Below are 19,541 nucleotides of genomic sequence, written 5' to 3'. Positions count from 1 at the left end.
GGCTCGCCGGGCCGCCAGCTGGGCAGCGGCATGTGACCCCACTCGCCGGCGACGCCGTTGCGGCCCTCGACCAGCCGGCGGTCGACCGTGAAGCCGGCGCCGCAGCCGGTGCCGAGGATGACGGCGAACACCACGTCGTGGCCGGCGCCCGCGCCATCGACCGCCTCGGACAGCGCCAGGCAGTTGGCGTCGTTGGCGTAGCGCACCTGCCGGCCCAGGACGCGGGCCAGATCGGTGGGGAAGGGGCGGCCGTTCAGGATCGTCGAGTTGGAGTTACGCATCGGCCCGGCGGCCGGGGAGGGCGATCCTGGCCCGCCCACGCCGACCCGGTCGACCGTCACGCCGGCCTGGCGCTCGACCTCGGCCACGATGTCACGGACGGCCTCCAGCCGGTCGTCATAGGCCGTGGGCGTGGGGCGGCGGAGGCGGGCGCGGATAAGGCCCTGGGCGTCCAGAGCCGCCGCCTCGATCTTGGTGCCGCCGAAGTCCACGCCGATCCGCATCATCCGGCCTTGATACCTGATTTGTTCCCGTTCGTGGATCGCCGGCGTCAGGCCCGGACGGCCGCCTCGATCGCCTGGCCCAGCTCCGCCCAGTCGTCGATGCGCGGATGGCGGTCGGATGCCGGCGCATAGGGACGCAGGCGCAGGTCGGCGACGTGCTGGAAGGTGGCGGTCGGCGGGGAGTGGTCGGCCACGGAGTCCAGGTTGGGCAGCAGGTCGTCCACGAAGGCGGTCCGGTGCGGCGTCTGGCCGATCAGCGCCGAGGCGATCGGACCCTTCGGCCCAGAGTTCAGGATCAGCGGATGTTCCATCCCGTGCTTGCGCAGCCATTCGGTCCGCAGCCGTTCGGCGTCGGCCGGCGCGTTGGACAGGATCAGGATCTCGGCCGACCTGCCCAGCCGGTTCAGAGCGTCGATCGCGCCGGGCGCCGGCTCCATCAGGTGGCAGTGGCCGCTGAAGAAGGCGTCGAAGTGCCGTTTGCCCTCGGCGATATCGAGATGCTGGGTCTCGCCGGGGCGGTAGATGTTCTGGAACAGCGCAAACCGCTCGATCCGCATCTCGAGCCCGTGCTCGGCCAGGTAGTCGCCGAACCCCTGCATGAACAGGCCAAGGACCTCGTCCACATCGATCAGCACGAGGGGCCGCGCTGTCGACAGACCCAGGGTCTCGAGGCGGGGAGCGGCGATGTCAGGACGATCGGTCACGGTTGATCCAGGTCGGGATAACGAAGTTTAAGGATGTTGGGGCCGATAAGCACGCCAGGGTGGGGCGGGCCTATTGCGGCCGCGTTCCAAGCAGCGTCAGGTCCTCAATGGCCAAGAAGGTCCTCATCGTCGAGGATAACGAGCTGAACATGAAGCTGTTTCATGATCTGCTCGAAGCCCAGGGGTACGAGACCCTCGAGACCCGTGAGGGTCTTGCGGCGCTGTCGCTTGCGCGCGAGCACCGGCCCGACCTGATCCTCATGGACATCCAGCTGCCGGAAATCTCGGGGCTCGAGGTCACCAAGTGGCTGAAGGAAGACGACGATCTGGCCCACATCCCGGTCGTCGCTGTCACCGCCTTCGCCATGAAGGGCGACGAGGAACGGATCCGGGAGGGCGGCTGCGAGGCCTATATCTCCAAGCCCATCTCGGTGACCCACTTTCTCGAAACCATCCGCCGGCTGCTGAACTAGCATGTCCGCGCGCATCCTCGTCGTCGATGACATCGAATCGAACGTGCGCCTGCTCGAGGCCAAGCTGACAGCCGAGTACTACGAGGTGCTGACGGCCAACGACGGCCCGACGGCGCTGGCGGTCGCGGCCTCCGAACTGCCCGACATCGTGCTGCTCGACGTGATGATGCCCGGCATGGACGGCTTCGACGTCTGCCGCCGGCTCAAGGACGATCCGCTGACCCGCCACGTGCCCGTGGTGCTGGTGACCGCGCTGGACGGCCGCGCCGATCGGGTCGCCGGCCTGGAAGCGGGCGCCGACGACTTCCTGACCAAGCCCATCGACGACGTGATGCTGTTCGCGCGCGTCCGCAGCCTGGTGCGCCTGAAGGCGGTCATCGACGAGCTGCGCGACCGCGAGGCCTCGGGACGCCGCATGGGCGTCATCGCCGGCGCGGCCTCGCGCCTGGGCGGCTCGGGCGGTCGGATCCTGATCGTCGACGACAACCAGCGCCAAGCCCAGCGCGTGGCCGCCGAGCTGGCCGTCGAGCATCGTCCCGTGGTCGAGACCGAGGCCTACAAGGCCGCGCTGACCGCCCGCGGGCCGGTGGACCTGTGCATCGTCAACACCGCCGCCCGGGCCTTCGACGGCCTGCGGTTCGCCGCCGGACTGCGCTCGGACGACGCCACCCGCTCCATCCCCATCCTCGCCGTGACGGACATCGACGACCGGGCGCGCGCCGTGAAGGCGCTGGAGATCGGCGTCAACGACATCCTGGCGCGCCCGGTCGATCCTGGCGAACTGGCCGCCCGCGTGCGCACCCAGATCCGCCGCAAGCGCTACACCGACTATCTGCGCTCGAACCTCGACCACTCGCTGGAGCTGGCGGTGACCGACCAGCTCACCGGCCTGCACAACCGCCGCTACATGCAGGGCCAGCTGGAGGCGCTGATGCGCCGCGCCTGCCGGGGCGGGGAGCCCGTGGCGGTGCTGGTGATCGACATCGACCACTTCAAGAAGGTCAACGACAGCTTCGGCCACGACGTGGGCGACGAGGTGCTGGCCGAGTTCGCCGTGCGGCTGGCGTCGAACGTGCGCGCCATCGACCTGCCCGTTCGCCACGGCGGCGAGGAGTTCGTGGTGGTCATGCCCGACACGGACCTGGAGGACGCCCGCCGGATCGCCGAGCGCATTCGTCTCCACGTGGCCGGCGCGCCGTTCCGCGTCATGGGCGGCGACGAGCTGCTCAGCGTCACGATCTCGATCGGCGTCGCGTCCAGCGGGGACGCCAACGACACGCCCAGCGCCCTCATCAAGCGCGCGGACGAGGCGGTCTACGAGGCCAAGTCGGCCGGCCGCAACCGCGTGATCGCCCGCGCGGCCTGACATCCGTCCGCCTCACCGGCCGTAGATCCACTCCGTCAGCATCATCCGCGGGCTCGCGCCGGCGTTGGGCATGGTGGCGTGCAGCAGGTGCGGGTCCATGAACCAGGCGTCCCCGGCGCGGCCGGCCATCTCGCACACCCGCACCGGCACACCCTCGGCCTCGCCCCAGCCGTCCATGAAGCGGGCCCGGCGGTCCGGGCCGTCGGGGCGGCCGAAGAGGGCGGCGAACCAGGGCGACCGCGCCGCCAGGCGCGCCCGGGCCTCGCCGGAACGGAACTCGCGACCCTCTGCCGCCGCGAGCGCGCGCAGGACCCGGTGGGACCCGGCGACGTAGCCGGTCGCCCCGCCGCCCGCCGGGTGGTCGGCCAGCAGGACGAACACGCGCGCCACGGCCGGGGCCTTCGCCGAGACCGCGAGGTCCAGGTGCCAGTTCCTGTGCGGGACGTCCCAGCGGTCGGCGAAGCCCGGAAGGGTGACCAGCGGCAGGCCCCAGCGATCGGGAGGGGTCCAGCCGCCGGCCCCGAGGAACTGGTCCAGCACCGCGCGGACCGCGGGGCTGGCGAGGGCCGCCAACTCGTCGGTGCGCGCCGCCAGCTGCGCCGGATGGGGAACCCTCCAGGTCGACGGCCGGTCGCGGAATATGCCGTGACCGACGCGAAGGCGCCGCCAGACCACCTCCGAGAGGGCGGCGACGTCTTCGGGGGCCACCGCAGCCGGCAGGTGGGCGACGCCTTCCGAAGCGTAGCGGTCGAGCTGGTCCGGGGAGAGGCCGGGATGCTCCATGGGAGGCTCCAGAACGAAAGCGCCCCGCGGTGAATGGGCGTCGCGGCCGGCCGGCCGTTCCACCTATTCACCGCGGGGCGTCCCCACGGCGACCCCGCAAGGCGCGGGTGGTCCCGATCACGCTCGGTCCGTAGTCGCCTGTTGTCAAGCCGGCTGCGGACGGTGACACTCTCGGCTAGGCTGGCGGCAGAGGTCGGGGGACCGGAACATGCTTCGCTTGGCAAGCTTCATGGCGATCGCTGTCGGCGCGCTGCTCATGGCGGGGCAGGTCGCGCGCAACTTCGACAACCTCGAGAACTGGCTCACCTGGGGCGTCGACGTGGCGGCGGGCCTGGTGCTGGTGATCGGCGGCTATCGGGCGCTGCGCCGGGGCTCGGACCGTTCGCTGGCGGCCGCCTGGGGCATCGCCGTCGGCCTGTTCAGCTCGGCGCTGGCCACCCACGTCCAGGCCTGGAGCAGCGCCGATCCGCTGGGGGGCTACTACGCCGCCGAGCGGCAGCTGGTGATCATCCTGGCCGGGCTGGTCGCCGTCGCGGCGGCGGGCGTGACGATGAGCCTTCTGGGCCGCAAGCGGGCCTGAAACATACGGGCCTGAAACGCGAAACGCCCGGCGGTGAGGCCGGGCGTTCCGTCTACCGGTTCAGGGTCGGCGATCCTACTTGATCTTGCCTTCGCGGAATTCGACGTGCTTGCGCACCACCGGGTCGTACTTCTTGAGCACGAGCTTGTCGGTCTTGGTGCGGGCGTTCTTCTTGGCCACGTAGAAGTAGCCGGTGTCGGCCGTCGAATTCAGGCGGATCTTGATGGAGGCGGGCTTCGCCATGGGTCTAGTCCTCGGGCGGGGCCAAACGGATACGCACCGCCGGCGGGTGTTCAGGAGGCGCGGAAAATACGAATCCGCGCCGTGAAGTCAACCGTGCGCGGCTAGAGCGCCACCGGCCGCATGCCGCCTTCGTTGGTCTTGTAGCGCAGGAACGGCTTCGGGCGGTTGGGGTCGTCCATGCGGGCGACCGCTTCCTTGATCATGATCCGGGTCACGGCCGGCAGCGGCAGGGCCATCGCCTCGTCGAAGTCGACCCAGGCGATCTCATCCAGCTCGCCGCAGTCGCCCTGGCGGTCCAGGCTGGTGAGGCGCTCGGCGTCAGCCGTCAGGAACCAGGTGTCGAAGCGCTTGCCGACGGACGGCGGCGTGATCGCGCGGGCCACGACGTCCATGGCGTCGAGGTCGGGCAGCATGCCCTGGGCGACGAAGTCCTTCCACGGCCCCGTCCCGCGCGCCTCGCCGGGACGCGCCAGCAGCAGCCCGGCCTCTTCCCAGGTCTCGCGGACCGCCGCCAGGGCCAGGGCGCGGCCCTTGCCGACGGGGAGGTACTTGTCGAACAGGCCGTGCACGTCGGTGCGCAGGTCGGTGGCGTAGGGCGCCCGGTAGTCGGCGCGGTCGATCCGTCCGCCCGGGAACACCCAGCGATCGGGCATGAAGCTGTGGCCGCCGTGGCGGCGGCCCATCAGCACCCGCGGCTTCTTCGCGTCGCGGCGGATGATCATCACCGTGGCGGCGTTCTTCGGACGCACGGCGCGCTGGCCGGCGATGCGGGGCGGGCCTTCCGGCTTGTGGACGATGGTGGCGCTCTCGGACATGCGAACAACTGTATGACTTGCGGCGGACCGGAGGAAAGGGCGCCCTTGCGGAACGCGGCTCAACGCCGCTTGCCGCCCATCTTCTTCTTGCGTCCGGTGCGGATGCCCGGGGGACGGCCCGGGCGGGGCCTGGGCGGTCCCCCGCCTCGGCCGCGCACGCCGAGTCGCGGTCGCGGCATCGAGTCGTCGGGCGGGGCGGGGTCGCTCAGCATCTCGAAGACCAGCCCGCCGGTGATGGGCGTCGCTTCGCGGAGCCGCACCTGGACCGACATGCCCAGCGGCCAGCGCGCCCCGGTCCGCTCGCCCACGAGCGCGTGGGTCCGGTCGTCGTGGACGAAGTACTCGCCGCCCAGGGTGCTGACGGGGACGAGGCCGTCTGCGCCCGTCTCGGCCAGGCGCACGAAAAGGCCGAAGCGGGTGACGCCCGTGATCTTGCCGTCGAACTCCGCGCCCACCCGGTCGGCGAGGAACGCGGCCACGTAGCGGTCGGTCGCATCGCGCTCCGCCGCCATGGCGCGCCGCTCGGCGAAGGAGATCAGCTCGGCGGTGTCCTTCATCTTGGCGATGTCGAACTCCGACAGGCCGTCGCTCCCGAGCTTCAGCGCGGTCACCAGGGCGCGATGCACGATCAGGTCGGCGTAGCGGCGGATGGGCGAGGTGAAGTGCGCGTACTTCGTCAGGTTCAGCCCGTAGTGGCCGATGTTCTCGCTGGAATAGACCGCCTGCATCTGCGTGCGCAGGACCACCTCGTTGACGATGTCGGCGTGCGGCCCGTCGCGGGTCTCGTCCAGGAGACGGTTGAACCGCTCGGTGCGCGGCGCCTCGCCCTTGGTCCAGGGCATCCCGATGGAGCCCAGGAAGTCGCCCAGCGCCTGCAGCTTCTCCGGGCTCGGCTGGTCGTGGATGCGGTAGATCAGCGGCGTCCGCTTCTCCTCCAGCGTCTCGGCGGCGCAGACGTTGGCCTGGATCATGAACTCCTCGATCAGCCGGTTCGCGTCGAGCGTGGCGCGCGGCGTGATCGCCGCGATCTCGCCCTCCCGGCTGATGGCGATCTTGCGCTCGAGGCTCTCGATGGCGAGGGGCGAACGGGCGTCGCGGCCCTTCTTCAGGCAGGCGTAGGCGGCCCAGAGCGGCTTCAGGACGGGCTCCAGCAGCGGGCCGGTCTTGTCGTCGGGCGCTCCGTCGATGGCGGCCTGCGCCTGTTCGTAAGCCAGTTTCGCCGCCGAGCGCATCAGTCCGCGGACGAAGCGGTGGTTGCGCTTGCGGCCGTCCGCCCCGAACACCATGCGCACCGCCAGGCAGGCGCGGTTCTCGCCTTCGCGCAGCGAGCAGAGGCCGTTCGAGAGCCGTTCGGGGAGCATCGGCTCCACGCGGTCGGGGAAGTAGGCGCTGTTGCCCTTGTCGCGGGCGATGCGGTCGAGCTCGGAGCCGGGGCGGACGTAGGCGGCCACGTCGGCGATGGCCACCCAGCAGACCCAGCCGCCAGGGTTCTTGGGGTCGTCGTCCGGGTGCGCGTAGACCGCGTCGTCGTGGTCGCGGGCGTCCAGCGGATCGATGGTGATCAGCGGCACGTCGCGCAGGTCCTCGCGGCCGGCGAGGGTGGGCGCCTCGGCCGCCTCGGCCTCGGCTTCGGCCCCCTCGGAGAAGCCCGTGGGCACGCCGTGCGCGTGGATCGCGATGAGGGAGTAGGCGCGCGGGTCGTCCTCGCGGCCCACGGTCTCCAGCAGCTTGCCGCGCTTGGGTCCGTAGCGGGGCCCGTGCGGCTCGACCTGCGCCACCACGAGGTCGCCGTCCCGCACGTCCTCGCCCTCGGGCAGGACCAGGGTGTCCTTGGACCGGCGATCCACCGGCTCGACGCGGATTTCCCGACGCGACTTGCGCACGACGCCGAGGATCCGGTGGGCGCTCTGGCCCAGGCGCTTGATGAGTCGCGCCTCGAACTCGCCGTTCTCCAGGGGCACGAACCGCACGAGGACCCGGTCGCCCAGGCCGGGCGCCGAGCCCTTCACGTCGGCGCCGGGCGCCAGCGGCACGAGGGGCGCGTCCTCGCCGCGGACGAGCCTGACCAGAAGGTCGCCGTCGGTGTCGCGCTCGACCACGTCGGCCACGCCCACCTCCGGCAGGGCGCCGGCCTCGGCAAGTCCGCGGCGGCCGCGCTTGCCCAGCGTTCCGTCGTCCTGCAGCTGGTTCAGCATGTGCCGCAGCGCCCGGCGGTCCTCGCCCTTCAGGCCGAACGCCCGGGCGATCGCGGCCTTGTCGGTCTCGCCGCTCTCCCGGATGAACTTCAGCAGGGTTTCGCGGTCGGGAAGGCCCTTGGCAAAGCGGGCCGACTTCGGTGTCTTCGGGGGAGCCATCGGTCGTGCTTAGCACCTTCGGCGTGACGGAGGACCATCAGATGCTCACCGGAACGCACCGGTTCCCCAGACAGGACCAGATCACCTACGGGCGGCCGGCGGCGGAGGTCGCGCAGGAACTCGCCAGGGCGTGGGGCTGTTCGCGGCTGCTCGTGACCACGACCCGTTCGCTGGCCGACGGGCCGGCCCGGGCGTTCGCCGCCGAACTGGGCGAACTCTGCGTCGGCGTCTTCGCCGGCGTCGGCGCGCATTCGCCGCGGGAGGGCGTGATCGCCGGCGCGGCCGAGGCCCGGCGGACCGGCGCGGACCTGCTGGTGGCCCTGGGCGGCGGCTCGGTGATCGATGCGACCAAGGTTATCCAGCTCGCTCTGTGGGCCGACGTCGTCGACGCCCAGGCCCTGGACGCCTACCGCGCCGGGCGGGGGCCCGGCCGCGTGGACGTCTCGAAGATTCCGGCCGGCGTGCGGATGATCGCCATCCCGACCACCCTGTCGGCGGCCGAGTTCACCCCGTTCGCCGGGGTCACCGATGTCGCCCGCCGCGCGAAGGAGGGCTACACCCACCCGCTGCTCGCGCCGCGCGCCGTGATCTTGGACCCGGCGGTGACGCTGGCGACGCCGGGGCAGCTCTGGTTCTCCACCGGCATGAAGGCGGTCGACCACGCGGTGGAGCAGCTCTGCAATCCGCAGCGTGCGCCGTACGCCGACGCCCTGGCCGCCGACGGCCTGGCGCGGCTGGCCCAGGGGCTCCTGGCCACGAAGGCCGCGCCCCAGGACCTGGAAGCCCGGCTGCAGTGCCAGTTCGGCATGTGGCACGCGATCGCAGGCGTCGGCTCGGGCCGAGGCATGGGACCCAGCCACGCGCTCGGCCACACCCTGGGCGGAACCTACGGCGTGCCGCACGGGATCACCTCGTGCGTGATCCTGCCGGCGGTCCTGGCGTGGACGGCTCCTGCGGCCGGCGCGCAGCAGGCGCTGGTGGCGCGGGCGCTCGGGTCGGCGTCCGCTGCGGAGGGCGTCGGCGCGCTCGTGCGCAGGCTGGGCCTGCCTGCCGATCTCAAGAGCGCCGGCGTCGGCCGCGAGTCGTTCCAGGCCATCGCCGAGCACACGATGCACGACAACGGGGTGCGAACGAGCCCGAGGCCCATCGCGGGCCCGGAGGACCTTGTGGAGATCCTCGAAATGGCGGCCGGCTGATGCTGCTGAAGATGGCGCAGCTGGAGGCGATCCGGCGCGGCGAGCTGAGCGTCGTCCTGCGGCGCTGGAGGCGGCCGACCGTGCGGTCGGGTGGGACGCTGAACACCGCGCTGGGCCAGCTGGCGATCGACCAGGTGGAGGCGGTCGAGGCGGTGACGGACGCCGACGCCGTGTCCGCCGGCTATCCCTCGGCGGCCGCCGCCTGCTCGGAACTGGCGGGGGAGGGCACCCTCTACCGGATCCGCGTCCGGTTCCTGGGCGCCGACCCGCGCGCCGCCTTGCGGGAAGACACCGACCTCACCGGCGTCCTGGCGGCGCTCCGGCGGCTGGACGCGCGCGGCCCCTGGACTGCCCGCGTGCTCGACCTGATCGCGGAGCACCCCGCCCGCCGCGCCGGCGACCTCGCGGCGATGCTCGGGCGCGAGACGCTTCCCTTCAAGCAGGACGTGCGCAAGCTGAAGGCCCTGGGCCTCACCGAGAGCCTCGAGGTCGGCTACCGCCTGTCGCCGCGCGGTCAGGCCGTGAGGAAGGCGATGATGGCCGGATAGGCGGCGCGATCCTGGATCATGAAGAGGTGGCCGCCCTCGAACCAGCGGAGCTCGGCGCCAGGGATGCGCGCCGCCATCCGTTCCTGCGTCGCGGGCAGGGCGATGCCGTCGTAGCGCCCCGCGGCGATCAGGACGGGGCAGTCGATCTGCGGCAGGCGATCCCAGGTGTCATGGTGCGAGCGGGCCTCCAGCTGGTTCCACGCGCCCTCGGCCCGGCCGGGCTCCCCGGCGTAGGGATCGGCCGCGGCGAGCTGGACGAAGCGCTCGTAGTCCTCGGGATTCGCCTTCTGCCAGGCCGCGTCCCGGCGCGTGTCGCTGATGGGCATGAGGTGGCGGGCGCGTTCCTCGCCCTTCAGGTGCTCGATCTCGTGGAAGGGGAACGAGGCCCCGCCCGCGCCCCCCGGTGATGTGCAGGCCAGCACCAGCCGGCGCACCCGGCGCGGATGCCGGAGCACCAGCTCCTGCGCCACCATGCCCCCGAAGGACACTCCGACGACGAGGGCGTCGTCCCAGCCCTGGTCGGCCATCAGCGCGGCCGCGTCGTCGGCGTACTGCGCCATGGTGTAGGGCCCCTCGGGCTTGCCGGTGCGCCCCAGGCCGCGCTGGTCATAGGCGAGGAGGTCGAACGCCTTGGCCAGCGGCGAGGCGAAGACGTTCGGCTGCACCCGCAGGTCGCCGCCCGTCCCAGAGATGAACAGCAGCGGCGGCCCGGAACCGGCGCGTTCGTAATAGAAGCTCAGACCGTCAAGGGTGGCGTTCGGCATGGAAGCAGCCTAGCGGCCTTCTGCACCGCTCGTCATCCCGCCGTCGCGCGCGCGTCGCGGCGCGAGGACTTATGCGGATTTCGACGCTCCGCGGACCGACAGCGACCCGCTGTCCGATCCTGCGTCGTTGCTGTGCGCAACATCCGCCATCACTTCCCAGGTGTTCCACTCCTCCCGAATCTTCCCACCCCTGATCACAGCAAGGTTGATACCGATCATGCTCATCGGCTCGCCCGTTTCACGGTTGCGCACACGCGCAATCATGCGGCTCGCAACCTTGTCGCCGTCGACGAACTGGTCTTCGACGGTGAAGGAGTCCGGCGAATAGTCGAACAGCTGGTGGAAGTTGAGGATGCTCTGCCGAAACTCCGCCCAGTCACGATCGCCGGCGGCGGTGTGTCCGACATAGTCTGGGGCCACGAGGGCTTCGAGTGCGTCCACATCGGCTGTCGCATAGAGTTCCACCAGTCGCCGGAACACAGCCTTCTTGGCCTCCGGTGTCTCGCCCATTGCGTCATCGCCCATCCGTTGCCCCCTCAGTAGAGTCACCCAACCCGCAAGCGCCGATTCCTGGACCAAGCCTGGGATGATCACGACGTACTCGCGCCGCGACTTCGACTGATCGGCCCCGCCTAGAAGGGCGCCTCGTCGTCGTCGATCGCGCTCGCCTTGGCTTTGGGCGCGGCCTTCTTCTTGGCGGCCGCCTTCTTGGCCGGCTTCTTCGCGGCCTTCGCGCCGTCCTCGGTCTTGGCGGCCGCGGCCCGCGCCGGCTTCTTGCCCTTCTTGCCGCCGCCCTTGGCCTCGCGCTCGGCGATCAGCGCCACCGCCTGCTCCATCGTCACCGAGAGCGGATCGGCGCCCCGCGGGACGTTGGCGTTGGTGGAGCCGTGCTTGATGTACGGGCCGTAGCGGCCTGAGAGCACCCGGACCGGCTGGCCATCGACCGGGTGGGGCCCCAGCTCCTTCAGCGCGGCGGCCTCGGCCCCGCCGCGGCGCCCGGCGCGCTTGGTGGCGATCAGGTCGACGGCGCGGTTCACCCCCACCTCGAACACCTCGTCCACGGTCGGCAGGTTGGCGTAGACGCCCTCGTGCAGCACGAAGGGGCCGAAGCGGCCGATGCCGGCCAGGATCGGCTTGCCGTCCTCCGGGTGCATTCCGACCTCCCGGGGCAGGCGCAGAAGGCGCAGGGCCTTCTCCAGGTCCATGTCGGGGGCGCTCCAGCCCTTGGGCAGGCTGGCCCGCTTGGGCTTCTCGCCCGACCCGAGCTGGACGTAGACGCCGAAGCGGCCGGTCTTGAGGTAGACGGTTTCGCCCGTCACCGGGTCGACGCCCAGTTCGCGGTCGCCCGCGGCGGCGTCCTCGCCCTCGGCCTGCACGCCGATCGGCCGCGTGTAGCGGCACTCCGGATAGTTGGAGCAGCCCAGGAAGGGACCGTAGCGGCTGGACTTCAGCGCCATCCGGCCCGTGCCGCAGGTCGGGCAGGCGCGCGGGTCGGACCCGTCGGGCTTGTCCGGGAACAGGTGCGGGCCCAGCACGCGGTCGAGCGCGGTGAGGACGTCGCTGATCTTCAGGTCGGCCGTCTCGCCGATCTTGGCGTTGAACTCGGTCCAGAACTCGCGGAGGAGGACCTTCCAGTCGAGCTCGCCGGCCGAGACCAGGTCGAGGCGCTCCTCGAGGCCGGCGGTGAAGTCGTACTCGACGTAGCGCTCGAAGAACTCGCCCAGGAAGGCGATGAGCATCCGGCCCTGGTCCTCGGGCACGAACCGCTGCTTCTCCATCCGCACATAGGCGCGGTCGCGCAGCACCGTCAGGATCGAGGCGTAGGTCGAGGGCCGGCCGATGCCCAGCTCCTCCATCTTCTTCACCAGGCTGGCTTCGGAGTAGCGCGGCGGCGGTTCGGTGAAATGCTGGTCGGCCTTGGCCGAGCGGACCTTGGCCTCGGCGCCCTCGGCCACCTGCGGCAGCCGGCCGCCTTCCTCGTCCTCGGGGTCGTCGCGGCCTTCCTCGTAGACGGCCAGGTAGCCCGGGAAGGTCACCACGCGGCCCGTGGCGCGCAGGCCCGTCTGGCCGTCGGCGCTTTCGAGGTTGATGTTGGTGTCCTCGATCCGGGCCGCCTCCATCTGCGAGGCGATCATGCGCTTCCAGATCAGCTCGTAGAGACGGCCCAGGTCGCCCTCGAGGCGCAGCTTGCCCGGGTTGCGAGCGAGACTGGTCGGGCGGATCGCCTCGTGCGCCTCCTGGGCGTTCTTGGCCTTGGTGGAGTAGAACCGCGGCTTCTCGGGCACATATTCCTTGCCGTAGAGCCCGCCGATGACGGCGCGCGCCTCGTCCAGCGCCTCGGGGGCCGTCTGGACGCCGTCGGTCCGCATGTAGGTGATCAGGCCCACGGTCTCGCCGCCGATGTCGACGCCCTCGTAGAGCTTCTGCGCCGTCTGCATCGTGCGCTGGGCGTTGAAGCCGAGCTTGCGGGCGGCCTCCTGCTGCAGGGTCGAGGTGGTGAAGGGCGGGGGCGGGGAGCGGCGGCCGGGCTTACGCTCGACCGAGGCCACCTTGAACGTCGCGGCCTTGACCGCGTCGCGCGCGGCGAAGGCGCTGGCCTCGTTGGCGAGGTCGAACTTCGTCAGGCGCTTGCCCTGGTGCTTGACGAGGCGGGCGGTGAAGGGGTCGCCGCCGGCGGCGACCTCGGCCTCGACCGTCCAGTATTCCTGGCTCTTGAACCGCTCGATCTCCAGCTCGCGCTCGACGACGAGGCGCAGGGCCACCGACTGCACGCGGCCGGCCGAGCGTGCGCCGGGCAGCTTGCGCCACAGCACCGGCGAGAGCGTGAAGCCGACGAGGTAGTCCAGGGCGCGGCGGGCGAGGTAGGCCTCGACCAGCTCCATGTCGATGTCGCGCGGGTTGGCCATCGCCTCGGTGACGGCCGACTTGGTGATGGCGTTGAAGACCACCCGCTGCACCTCGGCGCCCTTGATGGCCCGCTTCTTCTGCAGCACCTCCAGCACGTGCCAGCTGATGGCCTCGCCCTCGCGGTCGGGGTCGGTGGCCAGGATCAGCTTGTCCGCGCCCTTGGCGGCCTCGGCGATCTCCGAGAGGCGCTTGGCCGCCTTGCCGTCCACTTCCCAGGACATGTCGAAGTCCTGGTCCGGGCGCACCGAGCCGTCCTTCGCGGGCAGGTCGCGGACGTGGCCGTAGCTGGCCAGCACCTTGTAGTCCGAGCCCAGGTACTTGTTGATGGTCTTGGCCTTGGCCGGGCTCTCGACGATGACGACGTTCATTTAGGCGTGGCTGTCCCTGCGAAGGCGCGGAAGGTGGGGGCGCTCCCTGCGGCGTGTCAACGGCGCGGATTCACGCCGCCCCGGCGAGCCCCCTTAGGGGGCTCCGATATGTCCGTTTCCCGTGGCGGCGTGCACCGTGCGCCGGCCAGCCTGGGAACAGGACGCCATACCGACCAGTTGGTACGCTCATGAGCGCCTCGCTATCGTCGTCTCGTGACCGGCTGGCCGGAGCTGTCGTGGATCTCGTCCGGACCAAGGGCTACGCGGCCACGCGGGTGGAGGACATCTGCGCCGCCGCCGGGGTCAGCAAAGGCAGCTTCTTCCACCATTTCGCCAGCAAGGAAGACGCGGCGGAGGCGGCCGCGGCCCAATGGGCGACGCATGTGGAGACGCTCTTCGGCGCCGCGCCGTTCAGGGCGCATCCCGACCCGCTCCAGCGGTTGCTGGGCTACGTCGACTTTCGGATGTCCATCCTCTCGACACCCGTGATCGGCTGCGGCTGTTTCGCAGCGACCCTGGTGCAGGAGGTCCACCAGACCCATCCGCGCCTCACGGCGGCGGCGGCGGTGGCGATCGACGCTCATGGCGAAGACCTCGCGGCGTTGGCGGCCGAGGCGCTGGCCTCGCGGGGGATCACGACCGAATGGTCGGCGCAGAGCCTGGCCGACCACGTTCAGGCGGTCGTGCAGGGCGGCCTGATCCTCGCGAAGGCCGCGGGGGATCCCGAGCCGGCCCGCCGCGCCCTGGCTCACCTGCGCCGCTACCTCGAGCAGATCTTCGAGTCCTCAGTCCCCAGGAGTCCCCTATGAACGCCATCTCACCCGACCTGCCGCCGGCCGAACAGCTCGCGCGCGACAATCCTGTCCGGATCCCCGGCGAGAGCGCCGAGTACCGCAAGGCAAGGACCGCGCTGCTCGCGGAGGAGATCGAGCTTCGCCGACACATCGAGCGCGTGGCCCAGATGCGGCGGGCGCTGCCGCCCGGCGCGGAGGTTGCGGACAGCTATCGCTTCGTCGGCGAAGACGGCCTGGAGACGGATCTGGCCGGTCTGTTCGGCCCCCACGACACGCTGGTGACCTACAGCTACATGTTCGGCCCTCAGCGCGAGCGTCCTTGTCCGATGTGCACCAGCCTGCTCGATGCCTGGGACGGGAACGCCGGCTCCGCCGGGCGCCAGATCTCGCTGGCGGTGGTCGCGCGGTCGCCCATCGAGCGCCTCAGGGCCTGGAAAGCGCAGCGGGGCTGGCGCGACCTGCGGCTCTACCAGGACCTGGACGGGGCGTTCTCGCGGGCCTGGTTCGCGCTCCTGCCCGGCGGCGAGGAGGTTCCGGCCATGAACGTCTTCACCCGTCGGGACGGCGATCTGCGCCACTTCTGGTCAGGGGAGATGACGGGGCAGACGGCCGATCCCGGCCAGGACCCCCGCGGCGCGCCCGACCCGGCTCCGCTGTGGGCGATCCTCGACATGACGCCCGGCGGCCGGCCCCCGACCTGGTATCCGGGCCTCGACGACCGCGCCTGACCTCAGGTCGTCGCGACCATGCCGCCGGGCAGCAGTTCGGCGCGGCCGGCGAGCGAAAGCTCCATCAGGGCAGCGAACACCAGGGGCGCCGGCGCGCCCGTCGCGCGCACCAGCTCGTCCCGGCTGACCGGCGTGGGGGACAGAAGCGCCGCGAGCCGTTCCCGCAGCGCGTCGTCCGGTTCGCAGGAGGGGCCGCGGAAGGCGGCGCGCTCGGGCTCCCTGAAGCCTCGGAGGCCCTCCAGGGCGCGCAGGACGTCGTCCACCCCTTCGCAGAGCGCCGCGCCTTGGCGGATCAGGTCGTTGGTTCCCTTGGCGCGGGGGTCGAGCGGCGAGCCGGGAACGGCCAGCACCTCGCGTCCCTGCTCGTTGGCGAGGCGCGCGGTGATCAGGGAGCCCGATCGGAACTCGGCCTCGACGACCACGACGGCGCGCGCGAGGCCGGCGATGATCCGGTTGCGGCGCGGGAAGTCGCGTGCCACGGCGGTGCGGCCCGGCTCGCTCTCCGAAACGATGCAGCCCTGCTCGACGAGGCGTTCGTAGAGTCCCCGATGTTCGGGCGGGTAGACGTCGTCCACGCCGCCCCCCAGGACGGCGACGGCGCCGGTGGGGAGGGAGCCCTCGTGCGCGGCGGCGTCGATGCCGCGGGCCATGCCTGAGACGACGACGCAGCCGGCCTGTCCGAGATCGGCGGCGAGCCCGCGGGCGAACCGCTGGCCCGCCGCCGAGGCGACGCGGGCGCCGACGATGGCCACCGTCCGCCGGTCGAGGATCGACGGGTCGCCGCGCGTCCAGATCAGCGGCGGCGGCGGGTCCAGGGCGGCCAGGGCCGGCGGGAAGTCGGGTTCGCACGCGGCGATCATGCGCGCGCCGAGCGCCTCGCCGGCCGCCAGTTCGGCCTCGGCTTCGGTGGCGGCCGGGATCCGCAGGCCGCTCCGTCCCCCGCGCCGCGCCAGGTCGGGGAGGGCGGCCAACGCGATCGCGGGCTCGCCGTAGCGGGTGATGAGCTGATCGAACGTCACCGGGCCCACGTTCTCGGTGCGGGCCAGCCGCAGCCAGTCGCGGCGTTGGGCGTCGGTGAGCGTGCGGATCACCCCTCGGTCATCTCCGGGGCGGCCTTGCCGGCGCCGATACGGGGCTCCTGTCCCTTTAGCAGGCGGCGGATGTTCTCGATGTGTCGCACGTACACCAGCAGCGCCATGAAGAGGGCCAGCAGCGCGATCGGCTTCGGCCGTCCCAGCGCCAAGGCGAGCGCCGGCGCCAGGGCCACGGCCACGAGCGCCGCCAGCGACGAGATCCGGAACAGGAAGGCCGTGATCAGCCAGGCGGCCGCGGCCGCAAGGCCCACCGGCCAGGCCGCGGCGAGCAGCGTCCCGAAGAAAGTGGCGACCCCCTTGCCGCCCCTGAACCCCAGCCAGACGGGAAACAGGTGGCCCAGGAAGGCCGCGCCGGCGGCGAGCGATGTCAGCACCGCCTGCTGCTCGACCGTTCCGCCGCGGGTGGCCAGCCATGCCAGCAGGACCGCGACCGCGCCCTTGCCGCCGTCGCCCAGCAGCGTGATCAGCGCCAGGTCGCGCCGGCCCGTCCGCAGGACGTTGGTCGCCCCGATGTTGCCGGACCCCACCTTGCGCAGGTCGCCGGCGCCGCCCAACCGCGTGGCGATCACGCCGAAGGGGATTGATCCCAGCACGTAGCCGCCGGCCACGGCCGCGCCGATCTCCAATGGTCCCAGGACTTGCGACATGACGGCCCCCCCTTGTTCGCCGAACCGTCCTAACGCGCGCCGCGCTGTTCGTCTCCCCGCCCCAGCAAAGGGGAACTAATGGTGAACGTCAAGCTTCCGTTGTCTGTCGCGCCCTGCTAGGCGAACTCGCGGGGAGCGGGAGAAGAAGTATGCGGCTGGAGGGACGGTCCGTACCCGACCGGCCCGGCGAAATCCGGGCGTGCCTGGTCGTGCGCAACGAGATGCTGCGGCTGCAGTCCGTGCTCGACCACCATCGCGCCCTCGGCGTGGATCGGTTCCTGGTCATCGACGACGGCTCGACGGACGGGACTCGGGCGTTCGTGGCCGCCCAGCCGGACGCCCACCTTCTGACGGGCGAGGGCAGGTTCGCCGCACGCAGGCTCGGCTGGGTGAACGCCGTCCTGGACGCCTACTGCGATGGCCACTGGACGCTGACGGTGGACGCCGACGAGCAGTTCGTCTTCCCCGCCTTCGACCGCGTCGGGTTGCGCCAGCTGTGCCGGTTTCTCGACGGGCAGGGGGCCGAGGGGCTGCTGGCGCTGATGCTCGACATGTTCGGCGGCGGCGACGTGCGCGAGGCGGTCCACACGCCCGGAGACCCCCTCGTGGAGACCTGCCCATGGTTCGATCCGGGACCCTACCACGCGGTGCGCGCCGGCCCGTTCCCGCACGTGCAGTTCCACGGGGGCCCCCGGGCGCGGCTGTTCGACTTCACGGCCTACCAGCCCCGCCCGCCGGTGCTCAGCAAGGTTCCGCTGGTGAAGTGGCGGCGCGGCCGCCGCTACCTCATGGCGACGCATGCGATCACGCCGCTGTCGCTGCCGCCGATGCTGGCGGCGCTCCTTCATTTCAAGTTCCTCAGCGACTTCCCCGAGCGCGTCGCGGTCGCGATCGACGAAGGGCAGCACTACGGGGGCTCGCGGGAGTACCGCGCCTATCGCGACGGCCTCGGGGCGGACGGAGGTCTCGTCCTGAGGGACGAACGCTCGCTTCGCTACCGGGGCCCGGACCAGCTCCTGGCCCACGACATCATCCAGGCGAGCGAGGCCTACCTCGACTTCGTCGCCGGGGTTCAGGCGGCGTAGACCGTCCGGCCGTCCACCAGCGTGCGCAGGACCTTGCCCTGCAGCCGCCGCCCGTCGAACGGCGAGTTCTTCGACTTCGAGACGAGCTTGTCGGCGTCGATGTGGACCGGCGTATCCAGGCTGGCGAGCACCAGGTCTGCCGGGGCGCCCTTGGCGATGCGCCCCGCCGGGAGACCCAGCAGGTCTGCGGGGGCCGCGGTGACCGTGCGGATCAGGTCGATGAGCGGGATGCGGCCCTCGTGGTGGAAGGCCAGCAGCGCGGCCAGCAGCGTCTGCAGGCCCACGGCGCCGGGCGCGGCTTCGTCGTAGGGCAGGCGCTTGTCCTCGGCGGGCGCGGGCGCGTGCGCCGAGACGATCACCTGGATCAGGCCCGAGGCCACCGCGTCGATCACCGCCTGCCGGTCGTCCTCCGAACGCAGCGGGGGGTCCAGCTTGCAGAAGGTGCGGTAGTCGCCGATGTCGAGCTCGTTGAAGGACAGGTGGTTGATCGAGGTGGTCGCGGTCACCGGCAGGCCGCGGTCCAGCCCGCGCCGCAGGCTGTCCAGCGCCGCGGCGGTGGTCACCTGGTCCACGATGAGCTGTGCGCCGGTGAGTTCGACGAGCGCCAGGTCGCGCTCCAGCATGATCTTCTCGGCCACCGCCGGGACCGACGGCAGTCCCATGCGGGCGGCGAACTCGCCCTCGCTGGCCGCGGCGCCCGCCGAAAGCCACGGGTCCGCCGGCCGGTGGGCCACGGGCACGCCGAACGCCTTGGCGTAGCTGAGGACGCGGCGCAGCACCTTGGAATCGACGATGGGGCGGTCGGCGTCGGTCACATAGAGGCAGCCGGCCTCGTGCATCAGGCCGATCTCGGCCATGCGCTGGCCTTCGCAGCCCTTGGTGGCCGCGCCGGCGGGGTAGACGTTGATCAGCTCGATGTCGCGCGTGCGGCGGAGGATGAAGTCCACCACCGCCGGCTCGTCCATCACGGGATGGGTGTCGGGCTGGACGACGATCGTGGTGACCCCGCCGGCGGCCGCGGCGAGCGCGGCCGACTTCAGGGTCTCCTTGGGCTCGGCGCCGGGCTCGCCCGTCTTGACCCGCAGGTCGATCAACCCGGGGATGAGCAGCGCGCCCTGCGCGTCCACGACCTCGACGTCGGCGGAGAGGGCGCCGGGGTCTGGCCGGCGCACGACGTCGGCGACCACGCCCTCGGTCACGAGCACCGCGCCGGGCCCGTCGTACCCGCTCGCGGGATCCACCAGCCGCGCGTTCGTGAAGGCGAGGGGCCGGCTCACCGGTCGTTCTCCAGCCGGGCGGCCAGCGAGGTCAGGACGGCCATCCGCGCGGCCACCCCCATCTCCACCTGATCCTGGATGAGGCTCACCGAGAGGTCGTCGGCGACGTCGGAATCGATCTCGACGCCACGGTTCATCGGGCCCGGGTGCATCACCCGCACGTGCGGCGCGGCGAAGGCCAGCTTCTCGCGGTCGAGGCCGAAGAAGCGGAAGTACTCCCGCTGCGACGGCGCCATGACCCCGTCCATCCGCTCGAGTTGCAGGCGCAGCATCATCACCACGTCGCAGCCGGCGATGCCTTTGCGCAGGTCG

The 19,541-nt window shown here is 71.6% G+C and carries 20 protein-coding genes and 1 pseudogene; 8 read left to right on the top strand and 13 right to left on the bottom strand.

Annotated elements, in window-relative coordinates; all coding sequences use genetic code 11:
• The coding region (locus tag JNK30_RS10375) for an ROK family protein (RefSeq protein ID WP_293482160.1) at nt 1-506 on the bottom strand (506 nt) is incomplete at its 3' end.
• A gap of 44 nt (nt 507-550) precedes the next feature.
• A complete protein-coding gene (locus JNK30_RS10370; RefSeq protein WP_293482159.1) occupies nt 551-1,207 on the bottom strand; it encodes a hypothetical protein in 657 nt (218 codons plus the stop codon).
• A gap of 107 nt (nt 1,208-1,314) precedes the next feature.
• Here JNK30_RS10370 and JNK30_RS10365 point away from each other — a divergent pair, with 107 nt between their 5' ends.
• Both JNK30_RS10365 and JNK30_RS10360 read left to right on the top strand, forming a co-directional pair.
• Entirely contained in the window at nt 1,315-1,680 is a 366-nt protein-coding gene (locus tag JNK30_RS10365) for a response regulator (RefSeq protein ID WP_293364348.1), read from the top strand.
• A gap of 1 nt (nt 1,681) precedes the next feature.
• On the top strand, nt 1,682-3,046 hold the full coding sequence (locus JNK30_RS10360) for a PleD family two-component system response regulator (protein WP_293482158.1): 1,365 nt from the start codon (nt 1,682-1,684) through the stop codon (nt 3,044-3,046).
• Between the two features lie 12 nt (nt 3,047-3,058).
• Here the strand turns inward: JNK30_RS10360 and JNK30_RS10355 are convergent, their stop codons facing one another.
• On the bottom strand, nt 3,059-3,829 hold the full coding sequence (locus tag JNK30_RS10355; protein WP_293482157.1) for a phytanoyl-CoA dioxygenase family protein: 771 nt from the start codon (nt 3,827-3,829) through the stop codon (nt 3,059-3,061).
• 208 nt (nt 3,830-4,037) lie between these two features.
• Here JNK30_RS10355 and JNK30_RS10350 point away from each other — a divergent pair, with 208 nt between their 5' ends.
• Nucleotides 4,038-4,409: a hypothetical protein gene (locus tag JNK30_RS10350; protein ID WP_293482156.1), complete on the top strand. Its 372-nt coding sequence runs from the start codon at nt 4,038-4,040 to the stop codon at nt 4,407-4,409.
• 75 nt (nt 4,410-4,484) lie between these two features.
• Here the strand turns inward: JNK30_RS10350 and rpmG are convergent, their stop codons facing one another.
• The 3 genes from rpmG to rnr all read right to left on the bottom strand — a co-directional run bounded on the left by rpmG (nt 4,485) and on the right by rnr (nt 7,821).
• Nucleotides 4,485-4,652, bottom strand: a complete 168-nt coding sequence (gene rpmG, locus JNK30_RS10345) for a 50S ribosomal protein L33 (RefSeq protein ID WP_293482155.1) — start codon at nt 4,650-4,652, stop codon at nt 4,485-4,487.
• Between the two features lie 101 nt (nt 4,653-4,753).
• Nucleotides 4,754-5,467, bottom strand: coding sequence for an NUDIX hydrolase (locus JNK30_RS10340; protein ID WP_293482154.1), 714 nt, complete (start codon nt 5,465-5,467; stop codon nt 4,754-4,756).
• A gap of 59 nt (nt 5,468-5,526) precedes the next feature.
• Nucleotides 5,527-7,821, bottom strand: coding sequence for a ribonuclease R (gene rnr, locus JNK30_RS10335; RefSeq protein ID WP_293482153.1), 2,295 nt, complete (start codon nt 7,819-7,821; stop codon nt 5,527-5,529).
• A 5-nt stretch (nt 7,822-7,826) separates the two neighbouring features.
• Between rnr and JNK30_RS10330 the strand changes: the two genes are divergently transcribed.
• Both JNK30_RS10330 and JNK30_RS10325 read left to right on the top strand, forming a co-directional pair.
• Nucleotides 7,827-9,017 (top strand): iron-containing alcohol dehydrogenase, encoded by a 1,191-nt coding sequence (locus JNK30_RS10330; protein ID WP_293482152.1) that lies wholly within the window; start codon nt 7,827-7,829, stop codon nt 9,015-9,017.
• Nucleotides 9,017-9,565: a hypothetical protein gene (locus JNK30_RS10325; protein WP_293482151.1), complete on the top strand. Its 549-nt coding sequence runs from the start codon at nt 9,017-9,019 to the stop codon at nt 9,563-9,565. The genes JNK30_RS10330 and JNK30_RS10325 overlap by 1 nt, the downstream gene beginning before the upstream one ends.
• Here the strand turns inward: JNK30_RS10325 and JNK30_RS10320 are convergent.
• The 3 genes from JNK30_RS10320 to topA all read right to left on the bottom strand — a co-directional run bounded on the left by JNK30_RS10320 (nt 9,532) and on the right by topA (nt 13,604).
• Nucleotides 9,532-10,329, bottom strand: a complete 798-nt coding sequence (locus JNK30_RS10320; RefSeq protein WP_293482150.1) for an alpha/beta hydrolase — start codon at nt 10,327-10,329, stop codon at nt 9,532-9,534. The two genes, JNK30_RS10325 and JNK30_RS10320, sit on opposite strands and share 34 nt — an antisense overlap.
• Nucleotides 10,330-10,398: 69 nt before the next feature.
• Nucleotides 10,399-10,854: a nuclear transport factor 2 family protein gene (locus JNK30_RS10315; RefSeq protein WP_293482149.1), complete on the bottom strand. Its 456-nt coding sequence runs from the start codon at nt 10,852-10,854 to the stop codon at nt 10,399-10,401.
• 107 nt (nt 10,855-10,961) lie between these two features.
• Nucleotides 10,962-13,604 (bottom strand): type I DNA topoisomerase, encoded by a 2,643-nt coding sequence (gene topA, locus JNK30_RS10310; protein ID WP_293482148.1) that lies wholly within the window; start codon nt 13,602-13,604, stop codon nt 10,962-10,964.
• Between the two features lie 236 nt (nt 13,605-13,840).
• On the opposite strand from topA, the gene JNK30_RS10305 reads away from it, so the two are divergent.
• Both JNK30_RS10305 and JNK30_RS10300 read left to right on the top strand, forming a co-directional pair.
• Nucleotides 13,841-14,413: a TetR/AcrR family transcriptional regulator gene (locus JNK30_RS10305; RefSeq protein ID WP_293482147.1), complete on the top strand. Its 573-nt coding sequence runs from the start codon at nt 13,841-13,843 to the stop codon at nt 14,411-14,413.
• Nucleotides 14,410-15,126: a DUF899 family protein gene (locus tag JNK30_RS10300; protein ID WP_293482146.1), complete on the top strand. Its 717-nt coding sequence runs from the start codon at nt 14,410-14,412 to the stop codon at nt 15,124-15,126. Before JNK30_RS10305 ends, JNK30_RS10300 begins: the two co-directional genes overlap by 4 nt.
• A 2-nt stretch (nt 15,127-15,128) precedes the next feature.
• On the opposite strand, the gene dprA is transcribed toward JNK30_RS10300, so the two are convergent.
• Together dprA and plsY are read right to left on the bottom strand one after the other, a co-directional pair.
• Nucleotides 15,129-16,217: a DNA-processing protein DprA gene (gene dprA / locus JNK30_RS10295; RefSeq protein WP_293482145.1), complete on the bottom strand. Its 1,089-nt coding sequence runs from the start codon at nt 16,215-16,217 to the stop codon at nt 15,129-15,131.
• Nucleotides 16,214-16,867, bottom strand: a complete 654-nt coding sequence (plsY, locus tag JNK30_RS10290) for a glycerol-3-phosphate 1-O-acyltransferase PlsY (RefSeq protein WP_293482144.1) — start codon at nt 16,865-16,867, stop codon at nt 16,214-16,216. The genes dprA and plsY overlap by 4 nt, the downstream gene beginning before the upstream one ends.
• Before the next feature lie 149 nt (nt 16,868-17,016).
• Here plsY and JNK30_RS10285 point away from each other — a divergent pair, with 149 nt between their 5' ends.
• The gene (locus tag JNK30_RS10285) at nt 17,017-17,952 is read left to right on the top strand and encodes a glycosyltransferase family 2 protein (RefSeq protein WP_293482143.1); all 936 of its coding nucleotides are present in this window, start codon (nt 17,017-17,019) and stop codon (nt 17,950-17,952) included.
• Here the strand turns inward: JNK30_RS10285 and pyrC are convergent.
• Nucleotides 17,940-19,229 carry a dihydroorotase gene (gene pyrC / locus JNK30_RS10280; protein WP_293482142.1) on the bottom strand — a complete coding sequence of 430 codons (1,290 nt, stop codon included), beginning with the start codon at nt 19,227-19,229 and terminating at the stop codon, nt 17,940-17,942. The genes JNK30_RS10285 and pyrC overlap by 13 nt on opposite strands.
• Nucleotides 19,226-19,541, bottom strand: a pseudogene (pyrB, locus tag JNK30_RS10275) (aspartate carbamoyltransferase catalytic subunit); the annotation flags it as partial. The gene pyrC and the pseudogene pyrB, both read right to left, overlap by 4 nt.

The organism is Phenylobacterium sp. (assembly GCF_016793225.1).
GTDB lineage: Bacteria > Pseudomonadota > Alphaproteobacteria > Caulobacterales > Caulobacteraceae > Phenylobacterium.
This window is presented reverse-complemented; position numbering and strand designations above follow the sequence as displayed.

Coding starts and splice junctions, on each gene's coding strand:
- rnr (WP_293482153.1), bottom strand. CDS start 7,821: ATGGCTCCCCCGAAGACACCGAAGTCGGCCCGCTTTGCCAAGGGCCTT.
- topA (WP_293482148.1), bottom strand. CDS start 13,604: ATGAACGTCGTCATCGTCGAGAGCCCGGCCAAGGCCAAGACCATCAAC.
- rpmG (WP_293482155.1), bottom strand. CDS start 4,652: ATGGCGAAGCCCGCCTCCATCAAGATCCGCCTGAATTCGACGGCCGAC.
- JNK30_RS10320 (WP_293482150.1), bottom strand. CDS start 10,329: ATGCCGAACGCCACCCTTGACGGTCTGAGCTTCTATTACGAACGCGCC.
- JNK30_RS10315 (WP_293482149.1), bottom strand. CDS start 10,854: ATGGGCGATGACGCAATGGGCGAGACACCGGAGGCCAAGAAGGCTGTG.
- JNK30_RS10365 (WP_293364348.1), top strand. CDS start 1,315: ATGGCCAAGAAGGTCCTCATCGTCGAGGATAACGAGCTGAACATGAAG.
- JNK30_RS10300 (WP_293482146.1), top strand. CDS start 14,410: ATGAACGCCATCTCACCCGACCTGCCGCCGGCCGAACAGCTCGCGCGC.
- JNK30_RS10340 (WP_293482154.1), bottom strand. CDS start 5,467: ATGTCCGAGAGCGCCACCATCGTCCACAAGCCGGAAGGCCCGCCCCGC.
- JNK30_RS10285 (WP_293482143.1), top strand. CDS start 17,017: ATGCGGCTGGAGGGACGGTCCGTACCCGACCGGCCCGGCGAAATCCGG.
- JNK30_RS10325 (WP_293482151.1), top strand. CDS start 9,017: ATGCTGCTGAAGATGGCGCAGCTGGAGGCGATCCGGCGCGGCGAGCTG.
- JNK30_RS10360 (WP_293482158.1), top strand. CDS start 1,682: ATGTCCGCGCGCATCCTCGTCGTCGATGACATCGAATCGAACGTGCGC.
- plsY (WP_293482144.1), bottom strand. CDS start 16,867: ATGTCGCAAGTCCTGGGACCATTGGAGATCGGCGCGGCCGTGGCCGGC.
- JNK30_RS10355 (WP_293482157.1), bottom strand. CDS start 3,829: ATGGAGCATCCCGGCCTCTCCCCGGACCAGCTCGACCGCTACGCTTCG.
- JNK30_RS10350 (WP_293482156.1), top strand. CDS start 4,038: ATGCTTCGCTTGGCAAGCTTCATGGCGATCGCTGTCGGCGCGCTGCTC.